Here is a 17,050-nt window from a genome sequence, read left to right as displayed (position 1 = left end):
CCGTCCTGATCCGGTCTGTTCCCGCTAGTCGCCGCCTTTCGGCGTGTCTTTTCTGAATTCGACGACAATGTCGTCTTCCTCGTCCAATCCCAGTCCTGCACGAAACGATTCCATGAGTTCGGTGACGTAATCGAGGTGTTGCTGGTCTTTGCCGTCGCGCGAAGCCAGGTAGGATTCAGAGAGCCGCAACCCGGTCTCGAAGTGGTGCGCGATCGTCTGTTCCGTCACCTGTTGCCAGGTGATGTAGATGCAGAAGGCCTGAAAGGCATGGGCCTGTGGGTAGCGGGTTGCCAGCGAGAGTAATCCTTCATAGGCTTCCCGCGCCGTCGATCCGGCGTTGGATGAAAAAGTGGCTTCCAGATCAGCGGCGGTTTCCCAGTCGGACCCGAGTTCGGGTTCTGCTTCTTCAAATGCCGCTTGCGCGGCAAGGGCTGCATCGAATTGCATGGTTGGGCCTCGTGTGTGTGGGAGCAGGATACGTGGAGAGAGAAAGGGAGGTCAATGATCGCGGGCGAGTGATGGCGCAGCTGTCAGGTGGTCAACGGCACCGGGCTGTGGAAATCCGTGAGGGGCTAGGCCGCTGGTTTTGCGGTAAGTTGCTCGAAAAGGGGGTAGAGCAGTTCTTCTTCACGGCGAATGCGACTGCGCAGCTTGGCGATGAGGAGACCGAATTCCTTCGATAAGTCGTGATCGGTTCCGCCTTGATCACATTTCTTGAAGAAGGCGATGGCCAGATTCGAGGTGTCGGCCATGTCCGCGGCAAATGTGTCCAGCGTTCCTTTGACGGCGGGATTCTTCGCCGCCGCCGTACGCAAGACCGGGTACAGTTCGAGATCTTCCTTGCGCAGATGATCCAGCAGCGTCGTTCGCGCCGAGCGCAACAGCTCCCTGGTTTCCAGTGTGGCGAAGCCATTGAGTTTGGCCAATTGCAGAATCGAGAGTAAGTGGACGTGATGTTCTTTCAATTCCTGAATAAGTCCAGCCATGATACAGCTCCCATGAAAATAGAATGTAATAGACTCTTATCGGACGGAAGTGATGAAATGTGTAGGTATCCTGGTGAAACGGCAGTTGGCGATGAATCCACAGAGTGCCGGCTGTCAGGTGCAAAGGCAGCGGTCTAGTCTGCTCAAGACAATATTGTTGAACGAAGAAGTGCACGGCGCTGGCGCGTTTACTTTCTTCCCCACCGCTCTGTAGACTGTCCTCACTATTGCAATGAGTACCGAGAAGCCGATTGTCTCTCCAGCCGCAGACTCTGTTTCAGCCGATCCGGTCGATCAGGTCATCCGCTATCATCTTCAGACGAAGCATTACTTCAACCGCTATGCCCGGTCGATGGGATTCCTCGATTGGGCGAATCAGCCTGATCCCTTTCGGCGCTTCGCCGGTGCGGAGCTGATCCCGCTGCCGCTGCTGAAGCCGGATGAGGAGCCTATCTCGCCCGGCTATGACGCGATCTATCGGCCGGGGGCGGTTCCCGTTCAGCCAGTCACCCTGCGTTCGCTATCCAGGTTCTTTGAGTGTGCATTGGCGTTGTCAGCCTGGAAGAAAGGCGGGGAGACGGAATGGGCGCTGCGGAGCAATCCCTCCTCAGGTAATCTGCATCCGACGGAAGGGTATATCGTTCTGCCGCAGATCGATGGACTCGCCATGCAACCGGGGCTCTATCACTATGCGCCGAGGGAGCATGGGCTGGAGTGGCGGGCGGCGTTTCCGGCTGAGTTGATCGCGCGGTTGCTCGCTCCGTTTCCCCCGGGCGCATTTCTGTTCGGCCTCTCGTCGGTGCACTGGCGGGAAGCCTGGAAGTATGGCGAGCGGGCGTTTCGTTATTGCAATCATGACGTCGGACATGCCCTTGGATCTGCGCGGATTGCAGCGGCAACATTGGGGTGGAGCATGGCGTTGCTGGACGGCGTGGATCAAAACACCGTGGCAATGGTACTGGGCACCCATCGTGTGGATGATTTTGCCGGCGTCGAACCGGAGCATCCAGATTGTCTCTGTGTGCTGTGGCCTCGCGAGGTGGTGCGACCTGAGGGTGAAGAAATCCCCCTCTTCCTCGATGCGGCCTTGGTGAAGGATCTCTCGACGGTGTCGTGGCAGGGGAAGGCGAACCGACTGAGCGGGGAGCACGGAGTGCACTGGGATGCGATCGACCAGGTAGCCGATGCTTCGTGGAAGTTGTCGCAAGAGCAGCCGGTGTTGTCGCGCCCTCTCCCTACAGCGAATGAAGCGATAGGCATGACGCATGAGGTCGAGCCTCCGGCCGGGCAAATCATCCGTCAACGCCGCAGTGCGGTGTCATTTGACGGACGGACGGCGATTTCAGCTGCGACGTTCTTTCGGATTTTGCAGCGGGTGATGCCGCGCGCCGAGCGTCCTCAGTTGGAACGGCCGATGCCCTGGGATCTGTGGCCCCACGCGCCGGCGATTCATTTGATGATTTTTGTGCATCGCGTCGAGGGGCTCACGCCGGGCCTCTATGTTTTGGTGCGGGATCAGACGAAGCTCAGCCTGGTTCAACAGTCACTCAATCCGGAGCTAGTCTGGACGCCGCCGCCGGGATGCCCTGAAGATCTCCCGCTCTATTGGTTGTTGGAAGGCGATGCCAAGCGTGCGGCAGCGCAGGTGAGCTGCCATCAGGAGATCGCTGCGGACAGCGCATTTTCGCTGGGTATGTTGGCTGAATTTGAGGGACGCTTGCGCCAGGCGGGTGCCTGGTTTTATCCTCGGTTGTTCTGGGAGGCTGGTTTACTCGGCCAGGTGCTGTATCTGGAGGCGGAAGCTGCCGGGGTGCGTGGGACCGGGATCGGCTGTTTCTTCGACGATCCGGTTCATGAGATGCTGGGAGTTCAGGGTTTGTCTTTCCAATCGCTCTATCATTTTACGATCGGCGGACCGGTGGAAGATCGCCGCATGATGACATTGCCGCCCTATCACCATCTTCAGCGGCAGTAGACGATAGCGTGTAAAACCAATAGTTTGGATGGAAGTTATTTATGTTTAAGATCAAGAAGAAAATCGAGAAACCGAAACTTCCGGTCCTCTATAACGTGATCGAAGATTATTCGGAGGCTGATGCGCCAGGAAATGTGACGGCCTGCGCGATGACGCTTCCTGAAGATCTGCCTGGCCATGCCAAGATTTTGTCAGAAAGTTATGGCGTGCCGGTGGCAACGATGACGGAGTTGCTCGGCCAGGGTGGCGTCTACGTCTATCCCGCCGAGGGCGGACTTCTGACGCGCGGGCTTTTTGCCTGTGTGATCGATTCGACGGGCGCGCTGCCGAAACGGACATTCGTGTTGGATCTGATGCAGTTTGCCGAGACGGAGCATTTGGCCCGGGCGCGGTCGCTTTCGATGGCCGAGGCGGCCTATGAGATCTTCCATCGCACCTTGCCGGATGAGTTGAAGGAAAAGCTGGAGCAGAAGAATCTGGGATTGGACTATCGCATGATCGATCGCGCCGTCGCGAAGGGCGGCGATATCAAGTACATCGATTTTCGCAAGGATTGGTCGCCGCACTTCAAACGGCTCTGCATCATGCCAGACGGACGCCTGGTCGAGACGGGCGGGTTGGAGGAGTTTGCGCAGTTGCACGCGATTACGGTAGCGCAGGCCAAGCAGCTGATCGAAGAGGGTGGCACGCTGGAAGTCGGCGCGGAGGTGCTGGCATGCCAGATTGTGAATGGCCAGTCGTCGGTGGCGCGGTTTGGGGCGAAAAATTATCTGAAGGCGAAGGACCTGGCGGCATCCAAGGGGATTCACATCCTGGATGCGTTGAGCGAGGTGGCCTACAACGATCCTGTGATGATGCGCGGGCTTGTCCGGAAGGAACTATCGGGTGGCCGCTAGCAGACTGGTAAACGGGTCTTGCGCCAGTTCGTTCAAGCTCATGAGATGAAATCACCATCCCACCAGTTTTGGATTCTCCTGTCCTGTCTCCTCCTGATGTCCGGTTGCGCGGCACCCAAGCCGATTCTCTATCCCAACGCCCATTTTCGCCAGGTCGGGGAGTCTGTTGCGGAACAGGATATCGAGGACTGTTCTGCCATGGCAAAAGAAGCCGGCGCGACGCCGAGTCAGGGGAAGAGCGGCCAGGTAGCCGGGAGTACGACGGCGGGTGGCGCGATCGGCTCGGCGGCCGGGGCTGTGGGTGGGGCGGTCGTCGGGCGTCCGGGACGCGGTGCGATGGTCGGAGCGGCAAGTGGGGCAACCGGCGGCTTGCTCCGCGGCCTGTTTAGAAAATCGCCACCGAGTCAGGCGTTCAAGCAGTTTGTGAATCGCTGTCTGCAAGAGCGCGGCTATGAACCTATGGGATGGGAATAGCCGGTGCTTTCAGTTGTGGAGTCTGCCGCGCAGATCTTCGCCAAGCTTTCCAGAGGAGTGTTCCGATGATGGTACCGCTCAGATTGCAGGCAATGTCTAAGGGCGACGGGCGGCGATTGTGTGAATAGACCTGATAGAGTTCGACCGCACAGGAGAGGAGTAATCCCAACAGGACGGCCGTGACGAGAGCGGACCGATGAGTCGAATTCCGATATTGGAGAAAGAGGAAGGCAAAGGGGGCATAGAGGGTGACATTCACCACAATGTCGAGCCAGAATTGGAAGGTCTGTATCTCGTCGAGCGGCGGAATCCAAATAACATAGTCCCAATGGGAATGGCCGACAAAGTCGGATCCATAGATGCCGCTGGCGAGAATGAGAACGCCGTATAGAATCCAGAGAATCAGCTGCATGATCGTCGGACAGTTTCCTACAAGGTCGCGTATCTCGGCACCACCGCTTCCGTGATCCTCTCAGATCCTCGAGAAAGACTTCCAGTAAATACTGTTTTTATCATCGCGCGCCCATGATGGAGCGGTTCGCCGATGGCTGCGGCCATGGTTGCCTATTGGTCCGAGCCTAGGGCAGGAAGCGCGGTGCTGTCGGAGGGAATGGAGATGGAGTGTGGTGGGTAGGAGGGTGGGCGGCGAGGATGGTCGTGATCGTGCCGATGAAGGCCTGTTTGTCGATGGGCTTGCGGAAAAATCCGTCCGCTCCTCTCAATCGGGATTTGTGTTCGAGTCCGCTCTTGGTTTGTCCCGTTACGATCACGATGGGAATGTGTTTGGTTAAGATATTCGTTTTGAGCCGGTCGAGTAACACCCAGCCATCCCCGCCGGGAATCCCGAGATCCAGCACAATGAGTGCGGGTTTGTCTCGGAGCGCGACGCCCGTTGCTTGGAGCGTATCGCCGGAAGAGCGGACGGCGTAGTGTTCTTCAGTCAGTAGGGCTTTCATGAAGAGCTGAAAGTCCGGACTGTCATCGACGACGAGTATGGTTGCGCGTGTTTCCATATCAATACGCAGCGCGGTGCATGACCACCAGCGGCCCTTGATCGAGGTCTTGCAGAAGTTGTTGGAGACGGGTGGTGTTTGGATTCGACAGCGCTTGAAACTCCAGGCCAAAGGTATTGCCTCGCACCCACCGGACGACCGCCTGCTCGATCTCCAGCGGCCACTGGGAGTCCGGGAGTTGGATTTTCAGTCCGACCACACTCTGGGTCGGTAGCGATATCTTGGAGTCGACGCTACAGCCGCCTACGGACAGATTGGTGATGGTGCCCTGGCCGGCCAGGGCGTCGCCGGCGAAGGTGCTGCCGAAATTCACGCCGAATCGCGGGCTCTTTCGATGGTATCCCATGCTGATGCACCTGTCGGAGTTGTGTTAACGCGCGATGTATACCGAGTCCACGAGGACTGGTTTCTGCCCACCTTCATCGGCGCAACAGGTAGTCAACTTGAGGTGCAACGGATCGGATGTGATTGGAAAATGATGTCGGCGGAGACAGGCTGGGACTGTCGGGCACGGGAATGGGCTACTGGGCGACCAACTCTTCCTGCACGGCTTGGAGGAGCTTGTTGAGGTCGAAGGGTTTCTGGAATGTCCGTCTGGCGCCGAAAAGGTTTGCGACGTCAAGAAAGTTTCGATCACCTTGCGCGCCAGTAATCGCGATGACCTTGGCGTCTACATATTCGCGCGTCAGTTGCAGTGTGGTTTCCAAGCCGTCAGTATCTGGCATCAGCAGATCCATGATGACCAAGTCCGCCGGATGCTGTTGATAGGTCTCAAGCCCTTCGCGGCCGTTGGACGCTTCACGCACCTGATGTCCGGCCCTTTCCAACACCTCGCGGAGGAGATGGCGGATGGATTCTTCGTCGTCGATGATCAAAATGGTAGCCATGGAATTTCCTTACTCTCTCCCGATGATATTACTCGTCTGCCAGCTGAGTGTCTAGGAAGAAAATGGTTGCGCCTGGTTTAGGTCGTGGATTGTTCCCTCCGCGCCGATCACGCGCAACATCGTATCGACGTATCGACACGGAACGGACAAGAGTGAAGAATCGATTGAATGAATATTCATTGACCGATCCGATCCTTTTTGGTAAAACTCGATTCATCTGCTGCCGGTTTTCTGCAATACACCTTCTTCGGAGCGTATCGTTGTGACAACTGATTCGAATCGGGCCTGGACCCGGCGTACGTTTTTGCAAACTTCCGTGATGGTCTTGGCGCTCGCGGTGCTGCCCGGGCTCCGGCCCCCGCGTGTCGCGGCGGCGGCGCTTCCTGAGGGCCAGTTGACCTTCTTGAATGTCTGGACCGATGAACGGCTGGACGTGACGTATCGGAATGAGGCCGGCGAGTATGACTTGGACGCGCTGGACGATATCAATCATATCCTGCGGTGCCACGCGACCGGTGAAGTCTCAGCGATCGATGTGCGGGTGTTGGAACATGTCAATCTGGTGCAAAAAAAGATAGGCGGTGACCGGGAGATTCATATCGTCTCCGGCTATCGCTCTCCGGAGTATAATGCGAAACTCGTTCGCGCCGGCCGTCGCGCGGCGAAGAATAGCCTGCACATGCAGGGGCAGGCTATCGATATACAGATTCCGGGCATTCATCCCAAGGTCATTCGACAGGCTGCGCTGGAATTGGGCTACGGCGGCATCGGCTATTATCCTCGTTCGAAATTCGTGCATCTGGATTCCGGAGCCTTCCGGTACTGGTAAACGCCGGTAGCGACCGGTGCCTGTATCGCGGTATCCTCGTGTTCTGGTCCCGCCTGTAGCGACTCATTATTTTTGGGGAGGATGGTATGAACGTTCGTCTCGATACTCTGAGATGTGTGTGCCTGGTTGCGGCGATGGGAATGTTCGGCAGTGCGACATTGATTCAAGCCGAGACGGCTGATGGTGCGACGAAGCTCGTGGTCTCGAAGGGGAAGCACGTGTCGCTGGAATATACGCTGAAGCTGAACGAGAAAGAGGTCGTGGAATCGAATGTCGGCGGTGAGCCGATGACCTATCAGCAGGGCGCGGGGGAAATTGTCCCCGGGCTGGAGAAAGCGCTGGAGGGCATGGCGGTCGGGGAGAAGAAGCACATCGCGGTGAAACCGGTGGATGCCTATGGCGAGGTGGATCCGAAAGCCATTCAGGAAGTGAAGAAGGCCCTAGTCCCGGAGCATGCGTGGAAAGTCGGGGCTGAATTGGAAGCGAGGGGGCCTGAAGGGCAATCGCTGTTTCCCCATGTGACGGAAGTGAAAGAGGATTCCGTGGTACTGGATTTCAATCATCCGCTGGCCGGGAAGACCTTGTACTTCGACGTCAAAATTTTGGACATCCGCGCTGACGCCAAGGTCAAGTAGGCGAGGGCCGCTACTCTCGCTGCAGCTTGAAGAAGAGCATGGAAAGCGGTGGAAGCGTGAGGCTCAGTGAATAGGGCAGGCCATGACATGGGCTGCCCTCGGCGCGTATGCCGCCGGAGTTCCCCATGTTGCTGCCTCCATATAGTTCGGCATCGCTGTTGAGCAGCTCTCGATAGTGCCCCGCGGTCGGGACGCCGATGCGGTAGTGGTGTCGGGGAACCGGTGTAAAGTTTCCCACACAGACAATCGATTCCGAGACGTCTTCCGCCTTTCGAAGGAAGGCGATGACGGAGTTCTCCGTGTCGTTGAAATCGATCCACTGAAATCCATTCCATTCGTAATCGACCCGGTGCAGCGCCGGTTCTTGCTGGTAGAGATGATTCAAATCTCGAACAAAACGCTGTAACCCCTGATGGGGCGGATATTCGCAGAGATGCCAATCCAGACTGGCGTCATGGTTCCATTCCCGCCATTGCCCGAACTCATTGCCCATATACAGCATCTTCTTCCCAGGATGGCCGTACATGTATCCGTACAGGGCCCGGAGATTGGCGAATTGTTGCCAGGGATCGCCGGGCATTTTCCCGATCAGCGAGCGCTTGCCGTGTACCACTTCGTCATGCGAGAGGACCAGGACGAAGTTTTCCGTGAAGGCGTAGAGCAGGCCGAAGGTGATCTGGTTTTGATGAAACTTTCGGTGCACCGGCTCATGGGCGAAGTAGTCGAGCGTGTCGTGCATCCAGCCCATGTTCCATTTGAATGTAAACCCGAGCCCTCCGGTATAGGTGGGGCGAGACACGCCCGGCCAGGAAGTGGACTCTTCTGCAATGGTCATGGCGCCGGGAAAGTCTCGATGCACGAGGACATTCAGTTCCTTGAGCAGTGTCACGGCGCCCAGGTTTTCGCGGCCGCCGAACTGATTGGGGATCCATTCGCCGACCTTGCGTCCGTAGTCGAGATACAACATCGAGGCGACAGCGTCCACGCGTATGCCGTCGATGTGATAGGTGTCGAGCCAGAACAGCGCACTGTTCAGGAGAAAGTTGCGCACCTCCGGCCGGTCGTAATTGAAGATCCGGCTATGCCAGTCCGGGTGATAGCCGAGGCGAGGATCGGCATGGTCATAGAGATGGGTGCCGTCGAAGAACGCGAGGCCGTGCGGATCGTCAGGGAAATGCGCAGGCGCCCAGTCGATGATGATCCCGATACCGGCCGCATGGGCGGCATCGACAAACGCCATGAAGTCTTCCGGCGTGCCGTAGCGGCTGGTGGCAGAGAAATAGCCGGTAGCTTGATAGCCCCAGGATCCATCAAAGGGATGTTCGGTGACGGGGAGGAGTTCGATATGGGTATAGCCGAGGTCCTTCACATAGGGAATGAGTCGGGCAGCCAGCTCGTGGTAGGTGAGCCAGCGATTCTCCTCTTCCGGTACCCGCATCCATGATCCGAGATGGACTTCATAGATGGAGATCGGTGCACGCAGGGGATTCCACTGCGCGCGGGCGGTCATCCAGGCTTCGTCGTGCCAGGTGAAACCGGAGAGGTCACGCACGATCGAGGCGGTGCGGGGACGAAGCTCGCCGGCGCGCGCATAGGGGTCTGCCTTGGTCAGGACGGCGTCCTGGCCGCGCGGTCGAATCTCATATTTGTAGAGGCTACCGTCGGGTAGTTCGGGGAGGAAGAGTTCCCAGAGCCCCGTCGCCCCTCGATTCGTCATTGGGTGGCAACGGCCATCCCAGCGATTGAATTCACCGACCACACTCACGCGCGCGGCATTGGGTGCCCAGACGACGAAATGCACGCCGGTGATGCCTTCTGCCGTGCGAATGTGGGCTCCCAGCGATTCGTAGGCGCGATAAAATGTGCCTTCAGAAAACAGATGTAACTCAAAATCGGTCAGCAGCGGCGGCAGCGCATAGGGATCATGGCCTTCCGTGATGGTGCCGTCGGCAGCTCGAGTGCGGATCTTATAGTGGAGCGCGTCACTCTGTTTGGGGAGGATGGCTTCAAAGAGGCCTGCCTCGTGGATGCGCTTGGCTGGGACCGGAGTGGTTTGACCGGCAGGCACAATTTCAACAGATTCGGCAAACGGAAGCCAGGCGTGGATAGTCAGGCCTTGAGGGTTCGGATGCGGGCCGAGAATCGCGCGCGGGTTCCAGTGCGTGCCGGAGATGAGTCGTTCGAGGTCGTCCTGCTTGAGTGCGGTAGAGGTTGTCATAGGCCTATCCTAAAGCGTCACTTGATCATAGGGAAGCGGAAAACGCGAATAGGAGGGGTGTGCATTCAAGATCCTGGTACCGCAGTGGATGAATGACCTGAGCCGGACTGTGTCAGTTTAGAATTTTCCGCTGGCGGTCATTGAGCTGCGTCAACACGGCGAGGCGAAGTCGGTGATGGACCCACGGGTGGGCGCGGTGATGGGCTGGGACCGCCTGATAGGTGATGGGACTTGTGTGGTGCTGAGCAAGTTCCCGCGGCATCGTGCTTGGCACGCGCCGCAGTGCGCAGACTCTACCTGGCCGCTAACAGACGACTGAGTTCTTCTCGTTCCATGAGAGTCAACCGTTGGTTGAGGGCTATGTGCAACTCCTTCATTCCTGGAAGCTGCAGGATACGGGTGTTGCACTAGAACCTTGAACCCACACAGGAACTGTTCTCATCCACCGGGTAGAGAGGTGTCTTTTTGCTCACAGGATTGTTGTTACAGCGGGTTGCTGGAAGGGTGAACTGAAAGGAGAAACAGGGAGCGAGTGGTGCGCCCGACAGGACTTGAACCTGTAACCTTCTGATCCGTAGTCAGATGCTCTATCCAATTGAGCTACGGGCGCATGGTCTCTTGAGTAAGAAGCGCTAAGGCCCAGACAGCAAGAGGTAGGGCGTGGTTATACATGTCCGGGCTCCTGTGGGTCAAGTCAGCGCCCGATGAGTATGCTGCCAGGAGTCCGGCAATGACCGCATCGGATTGGCTATCGGCTGATCGCGACCTCTCCCGAAGGAGCACTTTCGTTACCACTGGTGTCGACGGCCGTGACAGCGAAGTAGTAGATCGTGCCAGGTGTGAGATTGCTGATTGTCGAAGAGAGCGCCGTGCCTACCCCCATCGAATTCGAATAATTTCTCGAACTGGTGCCATAGTACACGCGATAAAACGACAAGTCCGATTCGGTATTTTTGTTCCATGAGAGTGTGACCGCTGCGGTTCCGGTCGTGGGCGGCGGAGTGGTGGGAGACGTTGTCGTGGTGGAGGCGAAGATAATGGTGGGGTCGAAGGCCGTCGTGTCATAGGAGTTAGAGCCGTCGGCGCCGCGGTTGATCACAAAGTCCACGGCGTCTCCGGCGGCGAGCGTGGTGGAGACATTGAAGGTGACGCCGGTGGTGTTGCCGTTGGCGATGGATTGTTGCCAGAGGACGGTGGTGCCTTTGCGAATGGCGACGGTGACGCCGCCGCCGCCACCGGAATTGAGATCTCGGACGGTGCCGGAGATCTGCGCAGTCCCGGCGCCGGGGGCGACCCAGCGGCGGACCGCGTCGAGAGTTGTGCCTGGATGGCCGTAGTTGCTCCCCAGAACCATGTACGGTTCCGGGCCTTGCCAGACATTGGCGGCGGTATTAAAGGTCATGCGGTTGCTGAGAGAGTCGAGATAGAACCAGTTGCGTTGGCCCTGGACGGCGGAATAATCCGTTGAGGCTCGATAGGTTGTACCAGCTGCCGAGGAGCCCGTGGGCGGTGGGGTGGTGGGAGACGTTGTCGTGGTGGAGGAGGCGAAGCTAATGGTGGGGTCGAAGGCCGTCGTGTCATAGGAGTTAGAGCCGTCGGCGCCGCGGTTGATCACAAAGTCCACGGCGTCTCCGGCGGCGAGCGTGGTGGAGACATTGAAGGTGACGCCGGTGGTGTTGCCGTTGGCGATGGATTGTTGCCAGAGGACGGTGGTGCCTTTGCGAATGGCGACGGTGACGCCGCCGCCGCCACCGGAATTGAGATCTCGGACGGTGCCGGAGATCTGCGCAGTCCCGGCGCCGGGGGCGACCCAGCGGCGGACTGCGTCACGTGTGGCGCCCGGATGCCCGTCATTGGCGGTAAGTTGGAGGTAGGACTCCGATCCTTGCCACGAATTTGCCGCTGTGTTGAATGTGAGGCGTGTTTCTGTGGAATCGAGATACCACCAGCCCCGTTGTCCCTGGACGCCGGAAAAGTCCGTCGAAGCCCGGTAGGTCGTGGTTCCGATGATCGCGGTGCCAGATGCGGTGGCGGTCGACGTAGTTGATCCGGCAGTCGTGGTGGTGCCGGCAGTTGTTAAGGCTGTATCTATCGAGGATGATGGTATCGAGGTCGTGGCGATGCCTTGCATGATGGCGCCGATGTCCGTTACGGTCATTGCACGACTGAAAACGCGGATATCGTCGAGCGTGCCTTTGAAGTGATAGCCGGCATCTCCCCGCCGGGCCACGAGGAGCGGCGCGGCGTTACTCGTCCTGATCCTGTTAATTGATAGGCTGCCCGCTGCAACTCCGTCTACGTACAGCCGTAACGTGGCATTGTCATAGGAGAGGGCAAAATGGTGCCATTGCCCGACGCTGATTGCAGCCCCTTCGATGTAGTAGGCGTTTTGCTCTCCTCCCCCAATGTTCAGGAGGGCAAGGGGTTTTCCATCGGTATCGATGGCCAACCCATAATATCCATCCGTCCATTCGTGGAGGCCTACGTTCGCCAGCGTGGAGTTCCAATCGGGATTGGCAAAGCTTGATGGTTTCGCCCACACGGAGAGGGTGAGTTTTTGCGGCGAGAGCGAGCCGGGATTCGAGATTTGCAGGTAGTCGTTCGTGCCGTCGAATGTGAGTCCTCCCGCTGTCTTGCCCGCGCTCCAGGTAGGGCTGTTGACCAGTGTGCCATGGAGTCCGTTCCCGGTTTTATCGCCGGCAATTGTTCCGGCGCCTTCATCAAATGGCCAATGACCCATGGCGGTGGCATCGGCCGAGGCCGTGGAAGTGAGGGTGGTGTTTGATTTGAGATACAGCACGGCCGGGCCGCTAAATGGCGGAGTGAAGACTTGAGGGCCTCCGGAAGCACCGGCGGTGCCTGTGGCGGCGACTGTACCGGTGGTCGGGTTGAACCATTCGTAGGTGTAGGTGCCTGACACGAGGTCAACGGAGAAGCTTCCGGATCCCGGTTGGTAGGCCAAGTACTCTCGACCGGGGCTGGCGAGGCAGAAGCCGGTGGTCGAGAGCGCGCTTCGCGGGGCTACGGGAGACAGGTCCATCCGGATCGCATAGGCGCGAGTATGTCCCATGGCGGAGCGTCCCGCCACCCAACCGGCGGATCCCTGTAAGTCTTCCATCAGGATCGGGTTGTGCCCACGGAGAAAGCTTTTCCATACCCACATGGTTGTCGCCGATGGATTGTTTTGAAAGAGCGCGTAACCGAGATGGTCTGTATCGAGGAGGCTGACTTTGGTTCCGTCGGTAGCCGGAGGGCTGCTGATGAATGGGTCGCCGGAGTTGTTGAACGATCCCGCCGCGAAGGAGACCCAGTCCGCCGGACCGTTGAGGAGGGCGGCGTTTCCGGCGCCCGGAGTTCCGGTCATGCCGACGGCATGTTGGGAAGCTTTCCCGGCCTCGTAGGTTCGGATCAGTGCCGCCACGTATGCCTGCCACGCTGGGTCGCCCGGTTGATCGTCATTGGAGATTTCGAAAATGACGTTGTTCAGATCGTTGACCGTGTCGATGACCTTTCTGACGTAGGCGTCTTGAAGCTGTGTCACGGCGGCAAGCTGCAGGGTATGCGTTTCTTCACCATTGCCGTTGCCGTTGGGATCTCCGTTGATACCATTGGCGTTGTTATTCATATTGTAGGGATGGTAGCGCCACACGTTCCGGCCGGGCGTGGCCGGATTCGCGTTCCAGACATCCCGGAAATTAAACAGCATGATACTGACGTAAATGCCTCGGTCGCGGGCTGCTATCACACGTGCGCGCAATCGATCGAAGTACGCTTGATTGAATTGCGCCAGGTTGAATTTTGGGAGTCCGTCGGACGCGGTGCCCGGCCCTGTTCGCGCGTAGGGTAGAGGGGTGGCTTTCTGATACCAGGGGGTGTTTCCAGTAAAACCAGGGGCCGGCATGAGGGCGATGTCAGCCTGGGGAGATTCGGCGATCCAGAGGCGGATGAAGTTATGATTGTTGGCCTGTAGCTGGTCGAGGTATGCGGAATAGTTGAAAGCCGCTGCATTCCCGTCTTGCAGATTGTGCCAGATATGCGATCCGGTCAAGTAGACGGGACGTCCGGTTGCGTCGGCGAAGTATCGCGGGTTGGTCGGATGGATGCGCAAAGGACCGGAGGTCGGGCCGGTTTGAGCGTGCAGCGTTGTTGCAAAACACGTTGCGAATAGGACTGCGCACAGCGCACGAAACAAATTTCCAGGCATTCGGTACACCATGATCCAGAGTGAGTTATTGCAACGACAATTCCGATTGGATGGGGCCGTTCGCGATGTGCAGTCAGCAGAGCCAGTGATCAGAGGGTGGGTGATCCACTTTTTAGCGCCGACAAACAACCGAGAGAGAACCCTTGCGGGAGGTGGCTTGAGCAATGACTGTGCCGCCGTCTCTTCAGGCGAAGTTTCTGCGGAAATTTCGTGAAATGCCTACGAAATGGCTCGTGAAAAGGATGTGCGGCTCGCGGCTGGATTGCGAGACGACTTGCTGATTGTAGGATTGTACGCAGCGGCCTTCACCGACAAATGGGGCGGTGAAAGTCATGAAGCGCCGTGTTGAGTAGATTCGGATTGCCGTGAGCCGGGGTACTGGATCGGAGATGGGAAGCGTGGTGTCGCCAGGTACAAGATCGACAGCTGCTCTCAGGAGTCGTAGAGAAAGTTCTTCTCAGCGCAGTGGATGTTGGCGCATAAAAGTAAAACGCTATTCAGCTGCAAGGTGCTCAGGTATGATTTGGAAGATTTCCGTTGGAGCTTGACTCCCTATGCACGCACAGCAGACAGAACCACTCGGTCACGACGGCGGGTGCGCCTGCTCGTCTCATGGGAGCTCCTGGGGACTCTGGGGTGCGCTTCTTGTCGGCACGATTGTGGCGGCCGTCATCGGTACGTGGCTGGTGTGGTTCTCTTTCGTGATCCAGCGTCAGCACAATGAGGCGGATATCCGGGCGGCTTGTCAGCGGGTCATGCCGGAGACAGTCGATCGCTGTGTGGATACGGTGGTCATTCAGCGGGGAGGAATGAGACGGTGAGTCAATGTACGATGCGCAAGGGCATAATCTTTGGGATTTTGATCGGGGTGAGCCTCCTATCTGTTCCGGTATTCGCTTCGGCTGAAGAGGTGGAGCAGGCCGCTCGGCAGCGCGTCGAACTGTCACTTAGATCCTGGATGTTCACGAACGGCGAAACGAAGTGGAGTCACGATGCCTCTGGGCTGGATTCGCGGCTAGGGAATCCCACCTCAAAGCTAACGTACAAAGATAACAATACGCAGATTATGGAGTTGGGGGCCAAGATCAATTTGTCGCGCCGCTGGTTTCTGCGTGGTGACGTGGGGTTTTCCGTCGATTTTGATCGCGGGAAAATGACCGACGATGACTATCTTTCAACGGGCGGCCAGCATCTCTATTCACGAACCAATAGTGATACGACCGGACATGGCACCTGGTATCTCAACCTTGATGGCGGCCAGCGAGTGGCCGAATTCAGCGGCAATCGTGGCTACCTGGATGTATTCGGAGGGTTTCAGTATTGGAGAACGAAGTATGAGGCGCGCAGTGTTCGCCAAGAAGTCTGTAACCCGTCTGGTGCCTTTACCTGCAGCGCCGCCGGGACCGTGAGCAATCTAGGGGCCTTGGCGATCGTCAACACCACGCATTGGATTACCCCGTTCCGTGCCGGCATTCAGACGGAATATCGACTGACCCGGTGGTTTAGCCTTGAGGGAAAACTCGCGGCGAGTCCGATCAGCATTGTGTATAACGAAGATCGGCATGAATTGCGTGCCGACCTTCAACGCCCTAGTTTTACGATGTGGGGGCTAGGAATGAGCGCGAATGCCGACGCGGGGATGAAATTCATGCTCGCGAGAAATGTCGCGCTGACTATGGGCTATCGCGTCTGGTGGAACCGGACATTCACCGGGACGTGGGAAAATCACCCGGTGGGATCGGCATCAGAATCCGCGCCGCTTCGCGAGTTTCAGACCATTCGCCACGGGGCCACGATCGGGCTTACTGCGGCCTTCTAGTCGTATCCACAACAGAAAGAACTATCGTCAACGGCGCGGTCGTCCGGACGGCAGCGTGTCCTCTTCATATTGGAGGAACAGCCGTTTGGCTTCCGGGTGGAGCTGTCCCGGATGGCCGTAGGGAATGCCGGCGGTGCGGAAGAGCGGGGTGAGCTTGCCGTTAGGGTGGAGAAAGCCTGCTCGCAGCGGAACGGTGCGCTTGCTGTGGCGCACGAGGCGGCAGGGAGAGGGCCGGATAGACGTGAGCCAGTCGGCGATGTCTTGGGGATTGCCGATGGAGGCGGAGAGCAACAGCAGCTTCGCCTGTGAGGGACAGAAAATGATGGTTTCTTCCCACACGACGCCCCGTTCCGGATCTGCCAGATATTGCGATTCGTCTAAAATCACCAGCCCAAGCGTATCCAAGCGCACATCGATTTCACCGCTGGCGGCGTCGTAGAGTAGATTGCGGAGAATTTCCGTGGTCATGATGAGAATAGGCGCCTGACTGTTATCCTGCCGGTCTCCCGTCAGAATCCCGACGCGGTCGCTCCCGAAGATCTTGGAGAATTCGGTGAACTTGGTATTCGAGAGCGCCTTCAGCGGGGAGGTGTAGATGATCGTCCGATTCTCATCCATCGCGCGTCGCGCGGCTTCCACGGCGACGTAGGTTTTTCCACTGCCGGTCGGCACGCTCACGACCACATCTGTTTCCGCCAGTCCTGCCAAGGCCTCTTCCTGCCAGGGATCCGGAACAAAGGGCTGTGGACTCGGCACGCCGAGCCCTTCCAGCCAGGCTGCAAGGGAGACTCCAGGGTCGGTGGATTCCGGTTCATGTGCCCGATGCGGCCTTCTGTTTGGAGGAGGAGCGGTGTGCCGCGGCGGCGTCTGTCTGGCAGGCGTCGGTGCGAGTTGCGGCTGCGCATCCCGTTCACTAATCAGAGCTTGTAAATCGGATTCGAGGCCGGCGAGGTTTTGGGAGGAGTGTTGCAGCAGCAGTTCGATCAGGCGGCGCTTGCCTGCCCGAAAGTGCCGGTGCACGCGGCCGCGCGATAATTTATGGAGGACCGCAATCGGTTGCTGAACTAGGAGTTGTGTGAGTTCGTCAGTGGTCATGCGCACTCCGTCGGCTGAG

General features: G+C 58.1%; 16 protein-coding genes and 1 tRNA gene. 7 read left to right on the top strand and 10 right to left on the bottom strand.

Translation table 11 applies throughout. The features are described from left to right. Positions 1–24: 24 nt before the first annotated feature. Entirely contained in the window at positions 25–447 is a 423-nt protein-coding gene (locus tag NITLEN_RS11505; RefSeq protein ID WP_121989750.1) for a hypothetical protein, read from the bottom strand. 125 nt (positions 448–572) lie between these two features. Then, positions 573–986: a hemerythrin domain-containing protein gene (locus tag NITLEN_RS11500; protein ID WP_121989749.1), complete on the bottom strand. Its 414-nt coding sequence runs from the start codon at positions 984–986 to the stop codon at positions 573–575. A 232-nt stretch (positions 987–1,218) separates the two neighbouring features. Here NITLEN_RS11500 and NITLEN_RS11495 point away from each other — a divergent pair, with 232 nt between their 5' ends. Genes NITLEN_RS11495 through NITLEN_RS11485 form a run of 3 tightly spaced genes read left to right on the top strand, consistent with a single transcriptional unit; the run spans position 1,219 to position 4,331 of the window. Further along, on the top strand, positions 1,219–2,961 hold the full coding sequence (locus tag NITLEN_RS11495; protein ID WP_121989748.1) for a SagB/ThcOx family dehydrogenase: 1,743 nt from the start codon (positions 1,219–1,221) through the stop codon (positions 2,959–2,961). 41 nt (positions 2,962–3,002) lie between these two features. Beyond that, a complete protein-coding gene (locus NITLEN_RS11490; RefSeq protein WP_121989747.1) occupies positions 3,003–3,857 on the top strand; it encodes a hypothetical protein in 855 nt (284 codons plus the stop codon). A gap of 45 nt (positions 3,858–3,902) precedes the next feature. Continuing rightward, the gene (locus NITLEN_RS11485) at positions 3,903–4,331 is read left to right on the top strand and encodes a glycine zipper family protein (protein ID WP_121989746.1); all 429 of its coding nucleotides are present in this window, start codon (positions 3,903–3,905) and stop codon (positions 4,329–4,331) included. Here NITLEN_RS11485 and NITLEN_RS11480 read toward each other — a convergent pair. From NITLEN_RS11480 to NITLEN_RS11465, 4 genes are all read right to left on the bottom strand, one after another. Further along, positions 4,315–4,743 carry a VanZ family protein gene (locus NITLEN_RS11480; RefSeq protein ID WP_121989745.1) on the bottom strand — a complete coding sequence of 143 codons (429 nt, stop codon included), beginning with the start codon at positions 4,741–4,743 and terminating at the stop codon, positions 4,315–4,317. The genes NITLEN_RS11485 and NITLEN_RS11480 overlap by 17 nt on opposite strands. Positions 4,744–4,909: 166 nt before the next feature. Beyond that, complete coding sequence (locus NITLEN_RS11475) at positions 4,910–5,344, bottom strand: response regulator (RefSeq protein WP_121989744.1); 435 nt, start codon at positions 5,342–5,344, stop codon at positions 4,910–4,912. 1 nt (position 5,345) lies between these two features. Next, positions 5,346–5,690 (bottom strand): PilZ domain-containing protein, encoded by a 345-nt coding sequence (locus NITLEN_RS11470; protein WP_121989743.1) that lies wholly within the window; start codon positions 5,688–5,690, stop codon positions 5,346–5,348. A 175-nt stretch (positions 5,691–5,865) separates the two neighbouring features. Further along, the gene (locus NITLEN_RS11465) at positions 5,866–6,231 is read right to left on the bottom strand and encodes a response regulator (RefSeq protein ID WP_121989742.1); all 366 of its coding nucleotides are present in this window, start codon (positions 6,229–6,231) and stop codon (positions 5,866–5,868) included. Between the two features lie 262 nt (positions 6,232–6,493). On the opposite strand from NITLEN_RS11465, the gene NITLEN_RS11460 reads away from it, so the two are divergent. Both NITLEN_RS11460 and NITLEN_RS11455 read left to right on the top strand, forming a co-directional pair. Further along, positions 6,494–7,060, top strand: coding sequence for a YcbK family protein (locus NITLEN_RS11460; protein ID WP_245924439.1), 567 nt, complete (start codon positions 6,494–6,496; stop codon positions 7,058–7,060). Positions 7,061–7,146: 86 nt separating this feature from the next. Further along, complete coding sequence (locus tag NITLEN_RS11455) at positions 7,147–7,695, top strand: FKBP-type peptidyl-prolyl cis-trans isomerase (protein WP_121989741.1); 549 nt, start codon at positions 7,147–7,149, stop codon at positions 7,693–7,695. A gap of 10 nt (positions 7,696–7,705) precedes the next feature. Here the strand turns inward: NITLEN_RS11455 and glgB are convergent, their stop codons facing one another. From glgB to NITLEN_RS11440, 3 genes are all read right to left on the bottom strand, one after another. Beyond that, on the bottom strand, positions 7,706–9,913 hold the full coding sequence (glgB, locus tag NITLEN_RS11450) for a 1,4-alpha-glucan branching protein GlgB (RefSeq protein ID WP_121989740.1): 2,208 nt from the start codon (positions 9,911–9,913) through the stop codon (positions 7,706–7,708). 533 nt (positions 9,914–10,446) lie between these two features. Next, positions 10,447–10,523, bottom strand: a tRNA-Arg gene (locus NITLEN_RS11445). Positions 10,524–10,661: 138 nt separating this feature from the next. Further along, positions 10,662–14,117 carry a LamG-like jellyroll fold domain-containing protein gene (locus NITLEN_RS11440; protein WP_181416816.1) on the bottom strand — a complete coding sequence of 1,152 codons (3,456 nt, stop codon included), beginning with the start codon at positions 14,115–14,117 and terminating at the stop codon, positions 10,662–10,664. 554 nt (positions 14,118–14,671) lie between these two features. Here NITLEN_RS11440 and NITLEN_RS11435 point away from each other — a divergent pair. Beyond that, positions 14,672–14,938, top strand: a complete 267-nt coding sequence (locus NITLEN_RS11435; RefSeq protein ID WP_121989738.1) for a hypothetical protein — start codon at positions 14,672–14,674, stop codon at positions 14,936–14,938. Next, positions 14,935–15,936: an omptin family outer membrane protease gene (locus tag NITLEN_RS11430; protein WP_181416815.1), complete on the top strand. Its 1,002-nt coding sequence runs from the start codon at positions 14,935–14,937 to the stop codon at positions 15,934–15,936. Before NITLEN_RS11435 ends, NITLEN_RS11430 begins: the two co-directional genes overlap by 4 nt. Before the next feature lie 27 nt (positions 15,937–15,963). Here NITLEN_RS11430 and NITLEN_RS11425 read toward each other — a convergent pair whose 3' ends face one another. After that, positions 15,964–17,031, bottom strand: a complete 1,068-nt coding sequence (locus NITLEN_RS11425) for a DEAD/DEAH box helicase (protein WP_121989736.1) — start codon at positions 17,029–17,031, stop codon at positions 15,964–15,966. Positions 17,032–17,050 lie beyond the last annotated feature (19 nt).

Origin of the sequence: Nitrospira lenta (assembly GCF_900403705.1) — a bacterium.
Classification (GTDB): Bacteria; Nitrospirota; Nitrospiria; order Nitrospirales; family Nitrospiraceae; genus Nitrospira_D; species Nitrospira_D lenta.
The sequence above is the reverse complement of the archived record's forward strand: the minus strand, read 5'-3'. Positions and strand labels throughout refer to the sequence as shown.

Bases quoted from the DNA above. Each gene is read 5' to 3' on its own strand.
- NITLEN_RS11505 (WP_121989750.1), bottom strand. From the start codon at position 447: ATGCAATTCGATGCAGCCCTTGCCGCGCAAGCGGCATTTGAAGAAGCA.
- NITLEN_RS11500 (WP_121989749.1), bottom strand. From the start codon at position 986: ATGGCTGGACTTATTCAGGAATTGAAAGAACATCACGTCCACTTACTC.
- NITLEN_RS11495 (WP_121989748.1), top strand. From the start codon at position 1,219: ATGAGTACCGAGAAGCCGATTGTCTCTCCAGCCGCAGACTCTGTTTCA.
- NITLEN_RS11490 (WP_121989747.1), top strand. From the start codon at position 3,003: ATGTTTAAGATCAAGAAGAAAATCGAGAAACCGAAACTTCCGGTCCTC.
- NITLEN_RS11485 (WP_121989746.1), top strand. From the start codon at position 3,903: ATGAAATCACCATCCCACCAGTTTTGGATTCTCCTGTCCTGTCTCCTC.
- NITLEN_RS11480 (WP_121989745.1), bottom strand. From the start codon at position 4,743: ATGCAGCTGATTCTCTGGATTCTATACGGCGTTCTCATTCTCGCCAGC.
- NITLEN_RS11475 (WP_121989744.1), bottom strand. From the start codon at position 5,344: ATGGAAACACGCGCAACCATACTCGTCGTCGATGACAGTCCGGACTTT.
- NITLEN_RS11470 (WP_121989743.1), bottom strand. From the start codon at position 5,690: ATGGGATACCATCGAAAGAGCCCGCGATTCGGCGTGAATTTCGGCAGC.
- NITLEN_RS11465 (WP_121989742.1), bottom strand. From the start codon at position 6,231: ATGGCTACCATTTTGATCATCGACGACGAAGAATCCATCCGCCATCTC.
- NITLEN_RS11455 (WP_121989741.1), top strand. From the start codon at position 7,147: ATGAACGTTCGTCTCGATACTCTGAGATGTGTGTGCCTGGTTGCGGCG.
- glgB (WP_121989740.1), bottom strand. From the start codon at position 9,913: ATGACAACCTCTACCGCACTCAAGCAGGACGACCTCGAACGACTCATC.
- NITLEN_RS11440 (WP_181416816.1), bottom strand. From the start codon at position 14,117: ATGCCTGGAAATTTGTTTCGTGCGCTGTGCGCAGTCCTATTCGCAACG.
- NITLEN_RS11435 (WP_121989738.1), top strand. From the start codon at position 14,672: ATGCACGCACAGCAGACAGAACCACTCGGTCACGACGGCGGGTGCGCC.
- NITLEN_RS11425 (WP_121989736.1), bottom strand. From the start codon at position 17,031: ATGACCACTGACGAACTCACACAACTCCTAGTTCAGCAACCGATTGCG.